Genomic DNA, 15336 nt, shown 5'->3' on the forward strand with positions numbered 1-15336 from the left:
AAAGAGCCACTACGATAACCCGCCCACGCGGGTTATCGTGACCAAGCCAAAAACTATCAAGCTGTAGTGACAGGCTTAGAAACAGGTACGGGCAATGTTAAAGTTTATTTTACGCCGCTGTCTGGAAGCGATTCCGACGCTATTCATTCTGATCACCATTTCGTTTTTTATGATGCGTCTCGCACCGGGCAGCCCTTTTACGGGTGAGCGTAATCTTCCACCAGAAGTGATGGCGAACATTGAGGCGAAATACCACCTCAATGACCCAATCTATAAGCAATATTTCAATTATTTAGAACAGCTGGCCAAAGGCGATTTCGGCCCGTCGTTCAAATATAAGGATTACACCGTTAATGATCTGGTCGCGGCTTCTTTCCCGGTTTCGGCGAAATTAGGCCTGGCGGCATTTATCATGGCGATTGTTTTTGGTGTGAGCGCCGGGGTTATTGCCGCGCTGAATCAAAACACCAAATGGGATTACACCGTGATGGGGGTGGCGATGACCGGGGTAGTTATCCCGAGTTTCGTCGTCGCACCGTTACTGGTGTTGATCTTTGCCATTACCCTGAAATGGTTGCCGGGCGGCGGCTGGAACGGCGGTGGTGCCAAATACATGATCCTGCCGATGGTCGCACTTTCACTGGCTTATATCGCCAGCATTGCGCGTATCACGCGTGGTTCTATGATCGAAATCCTGCACTCCAACTTTATCCGCACAGCGCGCGCGAAAGGCTTACCGTTGCACCGCATTATTTTGCGCCATGCACTCAAGCCTGCATTGTTACCTGTCCTGTCTTACATGGGACCTGCGTTTGTGGGGATTATCACCGGTTCGATGGTGGTCGAGAGCATTTTCGGATTGCCGGGCATCGGCCAGCTGTTTGTTAACGGCGCTTTAAACCGTGACTACTCGCTGGTACTGAGTCTGACTATTTTAGTGGGCGCATTGACCATTTTATTCAATGCGATCGTTGACGTGCTTTACGCCGTCATCGACCCGAAAATCCGTTATTAATGCCGGAGTACGTCAATGATGTTAAGTAAAAAAAACAGCGACGTTGTCGAGAACTTCACCGAGAAACTGGAAGTTGAAGGCCGCAGTTTGTGGCAGGACGCGCGTCGTCGCTTTATGCATAACCGCGCTGCAGTCACCAGCCTGATTGTCCTGGCCTTTATTGCCTTATTCGTGGCTTTCGCTCCGTTCTTATCGCAGTTTGCCTACGATGATACCGACTGGAATATGATGTCGGCCGCGCCTGATATGGCGTCGCACCACTTTTTCGGGACGGATTCTTCAGGCCGTGATTTGCTGGTTCGTGTGGCGATCGGCGGACGTATCTCTCTGATGGTGGGTGTCGCGGCTGCGCTGGTGGCGGTGATCCTCGGTACGTTGTACGGATCGTTGTCTGGCTATCTGGGTGGCAAGATTGACTCCGCCATGATGCGTTTGCTGGAAATCCTCAACTCCTTCCCGTTCATGTTCTTCGTTATCTTGCTGGTTACCTTCTTCGGGCAGAATATCCTGTTGATTTTCGTGGCGATCGGCATGGTGTCATGGCTGGATATGGCGCGTATCGTGCGTGGCCAAACTCTTAGTCTGAAACGTAAAGAATTCATCGAAGCGGCGTTAGTCAGCGGAGTAAGTACGCGTAATATCGTGTTGCGTCACATTGTTCCCAACGTTTTAGGTGTCGTAGTGGTCTATGCATCACTACTGGTGCCAAGCATGATCCTGTTTGAATCCTTCCTGAGCTTCTTAGGTCTGGGTACGCAGGAGCCGCTGAGCAGCTGGGGCGCGTTGTTAAGTGACGGTGCCAACTCGATGGAAGTTTCACCTTGGTTACTGCTGTTCCCGGCAGGCTTCCTGGTTGTTACTCTGTTCTGTTTCAATTTTATCGGCGATGGCCTGCGTGATGCCCTCGACCCGAAAGATCGTTAAGGAGTGCAACCATGAGCACCATTGAACAAATTCAAGCTAAAGCGGCACCGGTTTCTGCCCTGAAAGGCGAGATGTTGCTGGACGTGAAAGACCTGCGCGTCACTTTCGAGACGCCTGACGGCGATGTTACCGCAGTCAATGATTTGAACTTCGACCTGCGCGCCGGCGAAACCTTAGGTATCGTGGGTGAATCCGGTTCCGGTAAATCCCAGACTGCGTTTGCGCTGATGGGCCTGCTGGCCAGCAATGGCCGCATCGGTGGTTCAGCGAAATTCAACGGGCGCGAAATCCTCAATCTGCCGCAAAAGGAGCTGAACAAGCTGCGCGCGGAGCAGATTTCGATGATTTTCCAGGATCCAATGACTTCACTTAACCCGTACATGCGCGTTGGTGAGCAGTTGATGGAAGTGCTGATGTTGCATAAACACCTCAGCAAACGTGAAGCCTTCGAAGAATCTGTACGTATGCTGGACGCGGTAAAAATGCCGGAAGCCCGCAAGCGTATGAAAATGTTCCCGCACGAATTCTCCGGTGGTATGCGCCAGCGTGTGATGATCGCGATGGCGCTGCTGTGTCGTCCGAAACTGTTGATCGCCGATGAACCCACCACTGCACTGGACGTGACCGTTCAGGCGCAGATCATGACGCTGCTGAATGAACTGAAAGCTGAGTTCAATACCGCGATCATCATGATCACACACGATCTGGGCGTTGTTGCCGGTATCTGTGACAAAGTGCTGGTGATGTACGCTGGCCGTACTATGGAATATGGCCGTGCCCGCGACGTGTTTTATGAGCCGTGCCATCCATACTCAATCGGTCTGCTGAATGCCGTTCCGCGTCTGGATGCGGAAGGTGGCGCAATGATGACCATACCGGGTAACCCGCCAAACTTGCTGCGTCTGCCAAAAGGCTGCCCGTTCCAGCCGCGTTGTCCGCACGCAATGGATATTTGTGCCACCGCGCCACCGCTTGAGCGTTTCGGTGATGGTCGTTTGCGTGCCTGCTACAAGCCGCTGGAGGAACTGGTATGACTGACAATACAATCATGGACAGCGCCGCGATGAACACCCACGCGCCAGAGAAAAAAGTTCTGCTGGAAGTGGCGGATCTTAAAGTCCATTTCGACATTAAAGATGGCAAACAATGGTTCTGGCAGCCGTCTAAAACGCTGAAAGCCGTGGACGGCGTCACATTGCGTCTTTACGAGGGCGAAACGCTGGGCGTGGTAGGGGAATCCGGCTGTGGTAAATCCACCTTTGCCCGTGCGTTGATCGGTCTGGTGAAAGCTACTGATGGCCGCGTGGCGTGGCTGGGTAAAGACCTGCTGAATATGTCAGATAACGAGTGGCGTAAAACCCGCAGCGATATCCAGATGATTTTCCAGGATCCGCTGGCGTCCCTGAACCCACGTATGACCATCGGCGAAATCATCGCTGAACCGCTGAAAACTTATAACCCGAATATGCCTCGTTTAGAGGTCAAAGAAAAAGTGAAGGCAATGATGCTGAAGGTCGGGCTGTTGCCTAACCTTATCAACCGTTACCCGCACGAATTCTCGGGGGGGCAGTGTCAGCGTATCGGTATCGCGCGTGCGCTGATCCTTGAGCCAAAGCTGATTATCTGTGACGAACCGGTCTCTGCACTGGACGTGTCGATTCAGGCGCAGGTGGTGAACCTGCTGCAACAGTTGCAGCGCGAAATGGGCTTGTCACTGATCTTCATCGCGCACGATCTGGCGGTGGTAAAACACATCTCCGATCGTGTTCTGGTGATGTATCTCGGTCACGCAGTCGAGCTGGGCACGTATGATGAGGTGTATAACAATCCTCAGCATCCATACACCCGTGCGCTGATGTCTGCGGTGCCGGTGCCGGATCCGGATAAAGAGCGCAACAAAGTGATTCAGTTGCTGGAAGGGGAGTTACCTTCGCCTATCAATCCGCCATCCGGCTGCGTGTTCCGTACTCGTTGTCCGATAGCCGGGCCAGAATGTGCGATCACCCGTCCGCTGCTCGAAGGCAGTTTCCGCCACGCGGTTTCCTGCCTGAAAGTCGATCCGCTCTGAGCCATTTGCGGCAGTGCTGAAGCATAAAAAAACCTGCCGCTGGCAGGTTTTTTTTCGCGCTGTGTTCAGGCTACTCTTTCCAGAGGATATGGCAGAGTTTGTGATCTTTTTCGCGGCACAGCAAAACGCGGGCGAAAATATCGTTGATCGGCATGTCTTCCGCATCCGCCAGACCAATGACCACTTCAGCAAAGAAATCAGGGTTAAGATCGAAATCTACATGTTCTACCCAGTCTTCAGCCGGATCATACAGCTCAGCGCCACCGCGTTCTTCAAATTGCAGGTTGAAGATCAGGATATCCGCCGGATCCAGGTTATCCCCGGCCAGTTCCAGAAAGATATCGTAGGCTTGCTCAAGGGTTTCGTCTTCGGTCAGGCGATTATTCAGGTCCATAGCATTCTCGTTTACAAATAAGTGTATTCAGGCTTTATCAAAGCCGGTACTGCGCGTATTACACCACGCTCAAGGCGGCTTTTACAGCAGCGGGCTGAAAAAGTAGAACAAACGTTCAACCAGACGATGCCAGAAAGGACGTTTCAGCCAGGCCTCAACGTCCAGCAGGTGGGAACGCGCGATGTAATCCTCCTGAACGCGACCCAGGTCGGCACCGAATCCGGCATCGTCGATCACCAGCGTGATTTCAAAATTGAGCCACAGACTGCGCATATCCAGATTCACTGTCCCTACCAGACTCAGCTGACCATCTACCAGAATACTTTTAGTGTGCAGCAGGCCGTCTTCGAACTGGTAAATTTTTACACCGGCTTCCAGCAACTCGTTAAAGAATGCTCGGCTGGCCCAGCCCACCATCATTGAGTCATTTTTCAGTGGCAGAATAATACTGACATCCACACCGCGCTGTGCGGCGGTACAAATCGCATGGAGCAGATCGTCGCTCGGTACCAGATAAGGCGTGGTCATCACCAGTTGTTCACGTGCAGAATACGTGGCGGTAAGCAAAGCCTGATGGATCATGTCTTCCGGAAAACCCGGACCGGACGCGATAACCTGAATGGTGTGACCGCTTTCCTGCTCAAACGGCATCTGATTGGTATCAGGCTCCGGTGGCAGAATGCGTTTACCGGTTTCGATTTCCCAGTCGCAGGAATAAACGATACCCATGGTGGTCGCTACCGGACCTTCCATGCGCGCCATCAGGTCAACCCACTGACCAACGCCCGCATCCTGTTTAAAGAAGCGCGGATCAACCATGTTCATACTGCCTGTATAAGCGACATAATTGTCGATCAATACGACTTTACGGTGTTGACGCAAATCCATACGGCGCAGGAAGACGCGGAACAAATTTACCTGCAATGCTTCGACCACTTCGATACCCGCATTGCGCATCATCGCCGGATACGGGCTGCGAAAGAAAGTCACGCTGCCGGCTGAGTCGAGCATCAGACGGCAGTGGATACCACGTCGTGAAGCCGCCATCAGCGATTCAGCGACCTGATCGACCAGCCCGCCGGGTTGCCAGATGTAAAACACCATCTCAATGTTGCTGCGCGCGAGTTCAATGTCGCGCATCATCGCTTTAAGCACATCATCGCTGGTGGTCAGTAGTTGAAGCTGGTTGCCTTTAACCCCCGCGATACCCTGACGGCGTTCGCAGAGCTGGAATAAAGAGGCGGCAATTTCACTGGTTTCGGTGGCAAAAATCCGCTGGCAATCTTTGAGGTCATTCAGCCAGCGCGCCGTAGAAGGCCACATCGCTTTTGCACGTTCGGCACGACGCTTGCCTAAATGCAGCTCACCGAAAGACAGGTAGGCGATGATGCCGACCAGAGGAATGATATAAATGATCAGCAACCACGCCATGGCAGAAGGCACCGCGCGGCGTTTCATCAAAATGCGCAGAGTCACGCCGGCTATCAGTAACCAGTAACCAAAAACCAGAAATCCGCTGATTACCGTATAGAAAGTTGTCATAAAGGCGAAAAATCCTGTTCGCAAGCCATTGGCGTAAGTGTACGTGTTTGGGGGATTCTTTTAACCAACTTTTTCCCACCAATCAATCAGCTACCTCTGAATCTGTTTAAGACAGACAAAAATCCTCAGGGTGCTGATATCAAGGTTAGCTGATTACAGGAGACAAGGTGACAAACAAGACTTGGATCACAACGTCATCGGCCTATAATATCCCGGCTAAATTCTTCCGTTCTTATTCTTTCATTATTGAACAGTGACGGCCACCACGGGACACAGGTGCATGAAACGCAGTAAAAATGAAGTCGGTCGCTGGCGTATGTTACGCCAGACTCAGCGCCGGAGAAGCCGCTGGCTGGAAGGTCAGTCGAGACGCTATCGTCACATCTACCGTATTCGTCAAATCCACCACCAACAACATCAACGCCTGTCATTGTATGCCGTGAATTACGAATGGAGTTCGTGATTAGCGGGATTTAGGCTGAAAAAGTGCGCCACATTTCTTACAGACCAGCGTGGAGTTTTTGCGAACTTTGGTGCTGATCTGTTCAGCAACATAACCGCATTCCGGACAGGTGACCTTCGTGGTTTTACTGGTTAGAAACTTCAATCCGTCGAAGAATGACATAGTGCTTACCTCATGGGCAGGGGTAAACATGTTAACACAGAAGCCATGAAAGCATTGTGACGGCTTTGGGGTTATTGCGCCACGACGGTTCAGGTTGTGGCGCAATAACGTCTCAGAAGACGCGTTTAAAGGGTTTTACGGTGACGGCTTTATATACACCGGCCTCGACATACGGGTCAGCATCCGCCCAGGATTTCGCGGCTTCCAGGGTTTCAAACTCTACCACCAGCAGTGAACCGGTCATGCCCGCAGCACCGGGATCTTCACTGTCGATTGCCGGCGTCGGCCCACCGATTAACACACGACCCAAAGCCTGCAATTTCTTAAGTCTTTCAATATGCGCAGGGCGGGCAGCCGCACGTTTTTCCAGTGAGTCGGATACATCTTCAGAATAAATAACGTAAAGCATGAGCCACCTTTCTTACGGTTTTAATGAGTAATCTGTCGCGTTTTGGCGCGGGCAGAATGATGTGCAGAATTACCATAGCTAAACCTGAAGCCTGAAGAAAGTGCTTTGCGCGGGATCAAGTCAGAGGTTATTTGAGAATAGTTGTCATCTCGGTGTTGAATATGATTGCTATTTACATTTAAACTTGCGGCTTCACGGGGAAAAAGAATCATTATGCCGCTAAAAAAGTTTAGGTTTATTCGCAAGGTTTCTTTGCCGGTGGCGCTTTCCGTCGGCTTACATGCTGTAGTTATTGCCGCCGTGCTGTATGTCACGGTCAGTGACGCACTTAAATTGCCAGTGCAGGAACAGAAGGTCATGAGCGTGACGATGGTCAATCCTGCCGACTTTGCGCCGCCGCCGCCGCCACCTCAGGCGGAACCGACGCCACCGGAACCTGAGCCAGAACCGGAAGTGGTACCTGAGCCGCCACCGCCGCCGGAGGCTGTGGTTATTCCTGAACCACCGAAACCTAAACCGAAACCGGTGAAAAAGCCGGTGGTGAAGCCGAAGGTCAAACCCGTTGAGCGTCCGGTAGAAAAACCAACGCAAACTGTGCAGACGGCTCCGGTGACCAGTAATCAGCCGGTGACGAAACCGGTCAGCCAGCCGCCAGCGTCAAGCAATACGCAAAGCACCAGCGGCCCGCGTCCGCTTGAACGTGGTAAACCGTTCTATCCGGCACGCGCGTTAGCGCTGCGCATTGATGGACGCGTCCGCGTGCAGTTTGACGTGGACAGCGACGGTCGCGTAGAGAACGTGCGTATTCTCTCGGCAGAGCCGCGCAACATGTTTGAACGTGAAGTAAAACAGGCGATGCGTAAGTGGCGCTATGAACCTAAAGCGGCCAGTAATCTGGTGGTCAATCTGGTGTTCAAAGTAGAAGGCGGTTCTTCCGTCGAATAATCCCCGCTGTTTCTGCAATAAAAAAAGGTCGCCCTCATCAGGCGACCTTTTTCGTTTTGATGTATCACTTCAAGAAATCAATCCTGCGAAACACCTTCAGAATCAACACTGAAATTACTTCGCCCGTCTGGAAGCTGGCGTGATTTGCCTTCTTCATCCACGGCGACATAGGTAAAGACCGCTTCAGTGGCTCTGTAACGCTGTCCGATCGGCTCGGAAGAGACTTTCTTGACCCAGACTTCTACATTGATGGTGATGGAGCTGTTGCCGGTGCGGATGCAGCGTGCGTAGCAGCATACGACGTCACCGACGGCGACCGGCTTGAGGAATGTCATGCCATCCACGCGAACCGTCACTACGCGACCTTTGGCGATCTCCTTCGCCTGGATAGCACCGCCCATATCCATCTGCGACATTAACCATCCGCCGAAGATATCGCCATTCGCATTGGTATCCGCAGGCATTGCCAGCGTGCGCAGCACCATTTCACCATTGGGTAAGCTATGTTTTTCGTTCATAGAGAGTTGCTTCACACAGTTCAATGACTTCAAAAATTAAGGCCTTTCAGAGAAAGGCCCGTTCAAAAGATCGCTTATTTTTTTTCTTCATCCGGCATATGGCGGTAAATATATACGCCGCTCAGCAGGGTAAATACCAGCGTCAGCGCGGTCAGACCGAAGACTTTAAAGTTAACCCAGATATTTTGCGGTAACCAGAACGCGACATAGATATTCGCCAGACCGCACACCAGGAAGAATATCGCCCAGCTAACGTTGAGTTTATTCCATACGTGGTCCGGCAGCGTCAGCTCTTTACCCAGCATGCGCTGGATCAGCGGTTTTTTCAGTACCAGCTGGCTAATCAGCAATGCGCCGGAGAACAGAACGTAAATCACGGTCACTTTCCATTTAATGAATTCGTCATTATGGAAAACCAGCGTCAGGGTGCCGAAAACGGCAACCATCGCGAAGGTGATCAGCGTCATTTTTTCAATTTTGCGGTACATCACCCAGGTGATGACCAGAGCCAGTGCGGTGGCGGCAATTAACGCGCCCGATGCGACAAAAATGTCGTAAAGCTTATACACCACAAAAAAGACAATCAGGGGAAGAAAATCGAGGAGCTGCTTCATACTTCATTCCATGTTTTATGTATGTGATGACTATACCGGAATCATTTCGCGGACAAAAGAAAAGGGCGCCTGAGCGCCCTTTAAAAAAACAGATCAATATTACACGCGTAATTTTGTGTAAAGACGGAACAGATAAATCAGCAATAATGCGGAAACCAGGTTACTCAGCGCGCTTAAAATCACCGCGGCGACGTCTGGAGACATCATCGACAAGCGGCTCACCACCAGCAACAGTACCATTTTCGCCGCCAGCCAGAACATGATGGCCGGGACAACGAGGCGCAGATTGGCGAAGGCCAGCTTGCTGCTGACTTTGATGGATTTGAAAACGCCGAGCTTCTCGTTCACGCACAACACCGGCGACAGGCATGTCGCGACTGCCAGCACGATGCCCGGCACCACGAACAGGGTCAGGCCAAGCTGAACCAGCAGGGTGCACAGAAGCATCAGGCCGAACAGACGCGGCATGACAGGCGCGGCGGCACCGAGTGCGCGGATGGCGCTGGTGCGCATCCCGCCGGAAACTTGTTGCAGCAGAACTAACATCCCGCCCACCAGCAGAACATTGCCGATCAGCGCAGAGAACGTCGCGGCCGCAGATACCTGCAGCAGCACTTTCTGCTGATCCGGCGACATGCTCTGTACCAGCTCCTGAATACTCATGCCGGTGTTACTCAGTAAATCGTCGCTACCGGCGCTGAGCAGGCTCAGCTGGTCGCTGCCCGGCATAAAAATCTGGTTCAAGATGACGGTAATTAATGCGGTCAGGACGGCCAGCAGCAAAATGCTACCTAACTGATTACGCATAAAATTGAAACTGTCACGGTACAACGTACTGGCCGTGATAGGCATGAACGCTCCTTGGCAAAAAGCAAAAATCAATAAGACGGTGATTGTAACCTTTAAATGGGGATTGCCGATAGGTTTGCGCTGACTTCCTGTCGGTTTGCGTGATGAATCGCTGCCTGAGCGCTTTCCTTAACTGAGATCGAGAACTGCTAAATGCACCTCCAGCGGCGGCAGTCCGTAATGTGCGCGAGCGCGGTCGCAGGCGGTATTGCCTATACCATCCAGACCGGACTGATCGAATTCGCGGCAGGGTGAAGGGCGGTTGAGGTAAATGGAGCAGGATACGGACTTCCCAACTTCTCCTTCAAGAGCAACACAGCGTGATGATTTGCTGTTAGTGCCTTGCATACAGCTTAAAAAGGGAGTGACTTGCTCCGTCAGTGCCTGCGGAACGACGCCGCCAGCGACCTGAGATTCGGCCCAATAAAAAGATACCCGGAAATACGCACAGCATGCGCCACAGGTCATGCAAGGGTTGTTTATTTCGCTCATTTTGGGAAGCGACCGACTCCTTAACGGCACCAGACCAAAAACACAGGAATAAGCAAAGTACGCAGCGGCGTTTTTTTAAGCAACAGATATTCGTGACATTTGAAGAATAAACAAATTCCCTCGTTTTTGATGTAGATCAATTCCTTTGTTTTTATAGATTTAGATCGGATTGAGAAAGATGCTTTTTCCGTAAATTTGTTTTAAAGATGTGATCCCGCAATGATCAAGCCATACCCAAGAGTAGGTATCATTCGCGCGTTAAATAAATAACCCACACAAAGGAAGGGGATAATGAAAGCAGCATATTGGGCATTGGTCGCGGCAGCGGCATTTCCGGCAGTCGCGAGTGCACATCAGGCAGGGGATGTGATTTTTCGCGTAGGGACCGCCACCGTCCGGCCAACCGAAGGGTCCGACAATGTTCTGGGACTGGGTTCGTTTAATATTAATAACAATACGCAGATGGGTATGACCCTCGGCTACATGTTCACCGATAACATCGGGATGGAGCTGCTGGCGGCCACGCCGTTCCAGCACAAAGTCGGTCTGCAAAGTACCGGGACTATCGCCGAAGTGAAACAGCTGCCGCCGTCATTAATGGCTCAGTACTACTTTGGGGATAAGCAAGACAAGCTGCGTCCGTACCTTGGCGTTGGTATCAACTACACTACGTTTTACGATACCAATTTCAACCAGACGGGCCGCGATGCCGGGTTGTCCGATCTGAGCGTGAAAGATTCCTGGGGCGTGGCTACGCAGGCGGGTCTTGATTACAACCTCGATGACAACTGGCTGATCAATATGTCGGTGTGGTGGATAGATATCGATACTGAAGTGAAATTCAAAGCCGGTGGCGAGCAGCAAAACATCAACACCCGGATCGATCCATGGGTCTTTATGTTTGGCGCCGGCTATCGTTTCTGATTGTTGGTTCGGACATAAAAAAGAGGCGCTCCGGCGCCTCTTCGTATTTCTACAACCGACAGCCCTTACTTGAGGCGCATGTCGTTCTCAATGGAGCGAACACCGGCCACGCCGCGTGTTACTTCTACCGCACGGTTAGCATCGGCGGTTGATGTCACAAAGCCACTCAGCTGGACGCGACCTTTAAAGGTTTCGACGCTGATTTCGCGTGAAGCGATGGTTTTATCCGCCAGCAGGGCTGATTTCACTTTGGTGGTCACGACGGTGTCATCGATATAACCGCCGGTTCCTTCTGATTTTTTTGTTGGCGCACAGGCGGCAACGGCCATTACCACGACGGCTGCCATGCAGAATGCGGACAATGTTTTGAATAGCTTCATAAATAACTCTCCATGCTTTGTTATAAAACCAAAAGAAACGATCTGTTAAAACCAAATGGTAACTCACGCAAGCAATGCGGTTAGAGTCCCAATAATCATAGGCTTGATGAGTGAATTTAGTTTGGTTTATTGATGGCTTTTATACAAATATTTGGAGGGAGAAAAATCGTAAGAAATTAAAAAGAAACAGAACATGAGCATATTGACGTCTCACGTTCTGTTTATGGTACTTACGCGCGGGTGGCGGCTTTCATTTCACTGACGAAACGGGAAAGCTGAGCCAGCATTTCAGAAGGATGATGGAGATTGTTTTCGATAATGCGCACGGTGGCAGAACCTGAAATTGCTCCGGCAGCCCCCGCCGACAGGGTTTCTTTCACCTGCGAAGGTTCGGAGATCCCGAAGCCCTGCAACGGCGGCGCAGCGTGGTATTCACGCAGTTTATCGACCAGATGATTCAGTGGCGTCAGCGCGCGCTTCTCTGTACCGGTTACCCCGGCGCGGGAGAGCAGGTACGTGTAGCCTCGGCCATGAGAGGAAATCTCACGCAGCAAATCGTCTGAAGCATTTGGTGGACAGATGAAGATGGGCGCAATGCCATGACGCAATGCAGCAGCGCGGAATGGCGCGGACTCTTCAAAAGGGACATCGGCAACCAGCACAGAATCGACGCCCACTTCAGCGCAGCGCTGATAGAACGTTTCGATACCGTTGTGGAACACCAGATTGGCGTACATCAGTAAACCAATAGGAATGTCCGGGTGTTTTTCACGAATGCGCGCCAGCATGTTGAAGCACTGCGTAGGAGAAACACCGGCAGCAAACGCGCGCAGGTTAGCGTTCTGAATGACCGGGCCATCAGCCAGCGGATCAGAGAACGGAATGCCCAGCTCAAGCGCGTCAGCACCGGCTTCGATCAGCGTATCAATAATTGACAGGGACAGCTCAACACCCGGGTCGCCCAACGTAACGAAAGGAACAAACGCGCCTTCTTTCTTGCTTTCCAGGCGCTTAAATAATTGCTGATAACGTTCCATTAAATTTCTCCCCGGGCAGTCAGGATGTCATGTACGGTAAAAATATCTTTGTCGCCGCGGCCAGAAAGGTTCACCACCAGAATTTGTTCTTTCTCCGGCGTTTCCTTAATCATTTTCAGCGCATAGGCCAGCGCGTGGGAAGATTCCAGTGCCGGAATAATCCCTTCGTGGCGAGATAGTTCTTTAAAGGCTTCAAGCGCTTCGTCATCGGTAATCGAGACATATTCCGCACGGCCAATACTGTTGAGATAGGCGTGCTGCGGGCCCACCGACGGGAAATCCAGACCGGCTGAGATGGAATAAGATTCTTCGATCTGGCCTTCGGATGTCTGCATCATCGGTGCTTTCATACCGAAGTAAATGCCGACGTGACCATGTTTCAGCGGCGCGCCGTGTTGGCCGGTTTCGATCCCCAGACCGCCCGGTTCAACGCCGATCAACTTGACGCTGGTGTCGTCGATGAAATCGGCAAACATGCCGATTGCATTGGAACCGCCACCGACGCAGGCAATCACCGCATCCGGCAGACAACCTTCGCGTTCCTGCATCTGCACTTTGGTTTCTTCGCCAATCATGCGCTGGAATTCACGCACGATAGTCGGATAAGGATGCGGACCTGCCGCTGTGCCCAACATGTAGTGAGCGGTTTCATAGCTACCAGACCAGTCGCGAAGTGCCTCGTTACAGGCATCTTTGAGCGTGGAAGAACCGCTGTGGACCGGAATAACTTCAGCACCCATCAGACGCATACGGAATACGTTGGGTGACTGGCGCTCGATGTCTTTTGCACCCATATAGATGCGACATTTCAGGCCGAGGAGGGCGCAGGCAAGGGCTGAGGCTACGCCGTGCTGACCGGCACCGGTTTCGGCAATGATTTCGGTTTTACCCATGCGTTTTGCCAGTAAAGCCTGACCGAGCACCTGATTGGTTTTATGCGCGCCACCGTGCAGCAGATCTTCACGTTTCAGGTACAGTTTAGTTTTGGTGCCGGCGGTCAGGTTTTTGCACAGCGTCAGCGCCGTCGGGCGGCCTGCGTAGTTTTTCAGTAGGTCAATGAATTCAGCCTGAAACTCCGGGTCGCGCTGGGCGCTGACAAAAGCCTCTTCCAGCTGTGCCAGCGCAGGCATCAGAATTTGCGGGACGTACTGGCCGCCAAATTCGCCGAAGTAGGGATTAAGTAAAGTCATGTTATTGCGTCCTGTCTGTCAATTTTTGCGTCATCACGAAGGCGTTAGTACGCCCGCAATGTCTGGAATACGGCGGTAATTTTACCGGCATCTTTAATGCCCGGTTCGCTTTCAACACCGGAGTTGAAATCCAGCCCTGCGCAACCGAGTTGTGCCGCCTGCACGCAGTTGTCTGCACCCAGACCTCCGGCGAGCAGAACGTTACTGAGATCCTGACCTTCCAGCGTGCTCCAGTCGAAACGATGACCGGTGCCGCCTTTGCCGTTATCGAGCACGTAGCGATCCACATGATTGAAGTCACGCGCCGGAACAGTGTCTTTCACGCTCAGCGCTTTCCAGATTTGCGCGCCCGATGGCAGGGCTTCGCGCAGCGTGTCGATATATACCTGATCTTCATCACCGTGCAGCTGTACAGCAGTCAGCTTCAGGGCGTGCGCGGTTTCTGCGACGTCTGCAACTGGCTGGTCACGGAACACGCCGACATATTTCAGCGGTGCGCCATTCTGAATTTCTTTAGCCTTAACCCGTGTCACAAAGCGCGGAGACGCTTCCACAAAAATCAGTCCGCCATAAATCGCACCGGCCTCTTTAGCCGTTTTAGCATCTTCTGCACGGGTCAGGCCGCAGACTTTGTTATCACCCAGAAGTACGCGCTTCACTGCGCTGGACAAATCATCCTCGGACATCAGCGCACTGCCTATCAGGAAACCATTAGCGAAGCGGCTGAGCTCACGGATCTGGCCGTAAGTATTTATGCCTGATTCGCTGATCACCGTCACTCCGTGCGGGACGCGCGGCGCGAGCTGGCGGGTACGGTCTAAGTCAATCGACAAATCACGCAGGTCGCGGTTATTGATGCCGACCACTTTGGCCTTCAGCTGCACGGCCCGATCCAGTTCTTCCTCATTACTGGCTTCGGTCAGCACGCCCATATTCAGGCTGTGCGCCACGGCTGCCAGCTGAACGTATTGTTCATCGTTGAGCACCGACAGCATCAGCAAGATGGCATCGGCCTGATAAAAACGGGCCAGATGGATCTGATACGGGTCGATGATGAAGTCTTTGCACAGTACCGGCTGTGTGACCGTCTTGCTGACCAGCGGCAGAAAATCAAAACTGCCCTGGAAATATTTCTCGTCGGTTAGAACGGAGATGGCTGACGCATAGTCTTTGTAAACGCTGGCAATTTCTACCGGATCAAAGTTATCGCGGATCGTGCCTTTCGACGGAGACGCTTTTTTGCACTCCAGAATGAAGGCGGTTCGGGCGCCTTGCAGGGCATGGTAGAAACTGCGCTGGCTCTGAGTGATTTCGTTTTGGAAGCTGGCCAGCGGTTGTTGTTCTTTACGTGCCGCGACCCAAATTTCTTTGTCGCGGACAATCTTGTGGAGCACGGTTTCCTGCTGCATC

The 15336-nt window shown here is 52.2% G+C and carries 18 protein-coding genes; 7 read left to right on the top strand and 11 right to left on the bottom strand.

Annotated features, from left to right (window positions below):
* Window positions 1-94: 94 nt before the first annotated feature.
* Genes oppB through oppF form a run of 4 tightly spaced genes read left to right on the top strand, consistent with a single transcriptional unit; the run spans window position 95 to window position 4007 of the window.
* Window positions 95-1015, top strand: a complete 921-nt coding sequence (gene oppB / locus GE278_09235; protein QLK60928.1) for an oligopeptide ABC transporter permease OppB — start codon at window positions 95-97, stop codon at window positions 1013-1015.
* A 15-nt stretch (window positions 1016-1030) separates the two neighbouring features.
* Window positions 1031-1939, top strand: coding sequence for an oligopeptide ABC transporter permease OppC (gene oppC / locus GE278_09240; protein QLK60929.1), 909 nt, complete (start codon window positions 1031-1033; stop codon window positions 1937-1939).
* Between the two features lie 11 nt (window positions 1940-1950).
* On the top strand, window positions 1951-2973 hold the full coding sequence (gene oppD / locus GE278_09245; protein QLK60930.1) for an oligopeptide ABC transporter ATP-binding protein OppD: 1023 nt from the start codon (window positions 1951-1953) through the stop codon (window positions 2971-2973).
* A 29-nt stretch (window positions 2974-3002) separates the two neighbouring features.
* Entirely contained in the window at window positions 3003-4007 is a 1005-nt protein-coding gene (oppF, locus tag GE278_09250) for a murein tripeptide/oligopeptide ABC transporter ATP binding protein OppF (protein ID QLK63253.1), read from the top strand.
* A gap of 70 nt (window positions 4008-4077) precedes the next feature.
* On the opposite strand, the gene GE278_09255 is transcribed toward oppF, so the two are convergent.
* Entirely contained in the window at window positions 4078-4401 is a 324-nt protein-coding gene (locus GE278_09255) for a DUF440 family protein (GenBank protein QLK60931.1), read from the bottom strand.
* An 81-nt stretch (window positions 4402-4482) separates the two neighbouring features.
* Entirely contained in the window at window positions 4483-5943 is a 1461-nt protein-coding gene (cls, locus tag GE278_09260) for a cardiolipin synthase (protein QLK60932.1), read from the bottom strand.
* 280 nt (window positions 5944-6223) lie between these two features.
* On the opposite strand from cls, the gene GE278_09265 reads away from it, so the two are divergent.
* Window positions 6224-6406 carry a YciY family protein gene (locus GE278_09265; protein QLK60933.1) on the top strand — a complete coding sequence of 61 codons (183 nt, stop codon included), beginning with the start codon at window positions 6224-6226 and terminating at the stop codon, window positions 6404-6406.
* A 274-nt stretch (window positions 6407-6680) separates the two neighbouring features.
* Here the strand turns inward: GE278_09265 and GE278_09270 are convergent, their stop codons facing one another.
* Window positions 6681-6977, bottom strand: coding sequence for a YciI family protein (locus GE278_09270; GenBank protein ID QLK60934.1), 297 nt, complete (start codon window positions 6975-6977; stop codon window positions 6681-6683).
* Window positions 6978-7190: 213 nt separating this feature from the next.
* Between GE278_09270 and GE278_09275 the strand changes: the two genes are divergently transcribed.
* Window positions 7191-7922 carry a TonB family protein gene (locus GE278_09275; GenBank protein QLK60935.1) on the top strand — a complete coding sequence of 244 codons (732 nt, stop codon included), beginning with the start codon at window positions 7191-7193 and terminating at the stop codon, window positions 7920-7922.
* 77 nt (window positions 7923-7999) lie between these two features.
* Here GE278_09275 and yciA read toward each other — a convergent pair whose 3' ends face one another.
* The 4 genes from yciA to GE278_09295 all read right to left on the bottom strand — a co-directional run bounded on the left by yciA (window position 8000) and on the right by GE278_09295 (window position 10395).
* The gene (yciA, locus tag GE278_09280) at window positions 8000-8440 is read right to left on the bottom strand and encodes an acyl-CoA thioester hydrolase YciA (GenBank protein ID QLK60936.1); all 441 of its coding nucleotides are present in this window, start codon (window positions 8438-8440) and stop codon (window positions 8000-8002) included.
* 74 nt (window positions 8441-8514) lie between these two features.
* Window positions 8515-9054: a septation protein A gene (locus tag GE278_09285; protein ID QLK60937.1), complete on the bottom strand. Its 540-nt coding sequence runs from the start codon at window positions 9052-9054 to the stop codon at window positions 8515-8517.
* 99 nt (window positions 9055-9153) lie between these two features.
* Window positions 9154-9906, bottom strand: coding sequence for a UPF0259 family protein (locus GE278_09290; GenBank protein QLK60938.1), 753 nt, complete (start codon window positions 9904-9906; stop codon window positions 9154-9156).
* 126 nt (window positions 9907-10032) lie between these two features.
* The gene (locus GE278_09295; protein ID QLK60939.1) at window positions 10033-10395 is read right to left on the bottom strand and encodes a YkgJ family cysteine cluster protein; all 363 of its coding nucleotides are present in this window, start codon (window positions 10393-10395) and stop codon (window positions 10033-10035) included.
* Window positions 10396-10686: 291 nt separating this feature from the next.
* Here GE278_09295 and ompW point away from each other — a divergent pair, with 291 nt between their 5' ends.
* Window positions 10687-11319, top strand: coding sequence for an outer membrane protein OmpW (gene ompW / locus GE278_09300; protein QLK60940.1), 633 nt, complete (start codon window positions 10687-10689; stop codon window positions 11317-11319).
* A gap of 65 nt (window positions 11320-11384) precedes the next feature.
* Here ompW and GE278_09305 read toward each other — a convergent pair whose 3' ends face one another.
* The 4 genes from GE278_09305 to trpCF all read right to left on the bottom strand — a co-directional run bounded on the left by GE278_09305 (window position 11385) and on the right by trpCF (window position 15335).
* Window positions 11385-11699 carry a BON domain-containing protein gene (locus GE278_09305; protein ID QLK60941.1) on the bottom strand — a complete coding sequence of 105 codons (315 nt, stop codon included), beginning with the start codon at window positions 11697-11699 and terminating at the stop codon, window positions 11385-11387.
* Window positions 11700-11929: 230 nt separating this feature from the next.
* Entirely contained in the window at window positions 11930-12736 is an 807-nt protein-coding gene (trpA, locus tag GE278_09310) for a tryptophan synthase subunit alpha (GenBank protein QLK60942.1), read from the bottom strand.
* The gene (trpB, locus tag GE278_09315) at window positions 12736-13926 is read right to left on the bottom strand and encodes a tryptophan synthase subunit beta (GenBank protein ID QLK60943.1); all 1191 of its coding nucleotides are present in this window, start codon (window positions 13924-13926) and stop codon (window positions 12736-12738) included. Before trpB ends, trpA begins: the two co-directional genes overlap by 1 nt.
* Before the next feature lie 44 nt (window positions 13927-13970).
* Window positions 13971-15335, bottom strand: a complete 1365-nt coding sequence (gene trpCF, locus GE278_09320) for a bifunctional indole-3-glycerol-phosphate synthase TrpC/phosphoribosylanthranilate isomerase TrpF (GenBank protein ID QLK60944.1) — start codon at window positions 15333-15335, stop codon at window positions 13971-13973.
* Between the last annotated feature and the right edge of the window lies 1 nt (window position 15336).

It is taken from the genome of Enterobacteriaceae bacterium Kacie_13 (genome assembly GCA_013457415.1).
GTDB lineage: Bacteria > Pseudomonadota > Gammaproteobacteria > Enterobacterales > Enterobacteriaceae > Rahnella.

Bases quoted from the DNA above. Each gene is read 5' to 3' on its own strand.
- GE278_09265 (QLK60933.1), top strand. From the start codon at position 6,224: ATGAAACGCAGTAAAAATGAAGTCGGTCGCTGGCGTATGTTACGCCAG.
- GE278_09295 (QLK60939.1), bottom strand. From the start codon at position 10,395: ATGAGCGAAATAAACAACCCTTGCATGACCTGTGGCGCATGCTGTGCG.
- yciA (QLK60936.1), bottom strand. From the start codon at position 8,440: ATGAACGAAAAACATAGCTTACCCAATGGTGAAATGGTGCTGCGCACG.
- oppD (QLK60930.1), top strand. From the start codon at position 1,951: ATGAGCACCATTGAACAAATTCAAGCTAAAGCGGCACCGGTTTCTGCC.
- GE278_09285 (QLK60937.1), bottom strand. From the start codon at position 9,054: ATGAAGCAGCTCCTCGATTTTCTTCCCCTGATTGTCTTTTTTGTGGTG.
- oppB (QLK60928.1), top strand. From the start codon at position 95: ATGTTAAAGTTTATTTTACGCCGCTGTCTGGAAGCGATTCCGACGCTA.
- ompW (QLK60940.1), top strand. From the start codon at position 10,687: ATGAAAGCAGCATATTGGGCATTGGTCGCGGCAGCGGCATTTCCGGCA.
- trpB (QLK60943.1), bottom strand. From the start codon at position 13,926: ATGACTTTACTTAATCCCTACTTCGGCGAATTTGGCGGCCAGTACGTC.
- oppC (QLK60929.1), top strand. From the start codon at position 1,031: ATGATGTTAAGTAAAAAAAACAGCGACGTTGTCGAGAACTTCACCGAG.
- trpCF (QLK60944.1), bottom strand. From the start codon at position 15,335: ATGCAGCAGGAAACCGTGCTCCACAAGATTGTCCGCGACAAAGAAATT.
- GE278_09270 (QLK60934.1), bottom strand. From the start codon at position 6,977: ATGCTTTACGTTATTTATTCTGAAGATGTATCCGACTCACTGGAAAAA.
- GE278_09290 (QLK60938.1), bottom strand. From the start codon at position 9,906: ATGCCTATCACGGCCAGTACGTTGTACCGTGACAGTTTCAATTTTATG.
- GE278_09275 (QLK60935.1), top strand. From the start codon at position 7,191: ATGCCGCTAAAAAAGTTTAGGTTTATTCGCAAGGTTTCTTTGCCGGTG.
- GE278_09255 (QLK60931.1), bottom strand. From the start codon at position 4,401: ATGGACCTGAATAATCGCCTGACCGAAGACGAAACCCTTGAGCAAGCC.
- cls (QLK60932.1), bottom strand. From the start codon at position 5,943: ATGACAACTTTCTATACGGTAATCAGCGGATTTCTGGTTTTTGGTTAC.
- GE278_09305 (QLK60941.1), bottom strand. From the start codon at position 11,699: ATGAAGCTATTCAAAACATTGTCCGCATTCTGCATGGCAGCCGTCGTG.
- trpA (QLK60942.1), bottom strand. From the start codon at position 12,736: ATGGAACGTTATCAGCAATTATTTAAGCGCCTGGAAAGCAAGAAAGAA.
- oppF (QLK63253.1), top strand. From the start codon at position 3,003: ATGAACACCCACGCGCCAGAGAAAAAAGTTCTGCTGGAAGTGGCGGAT.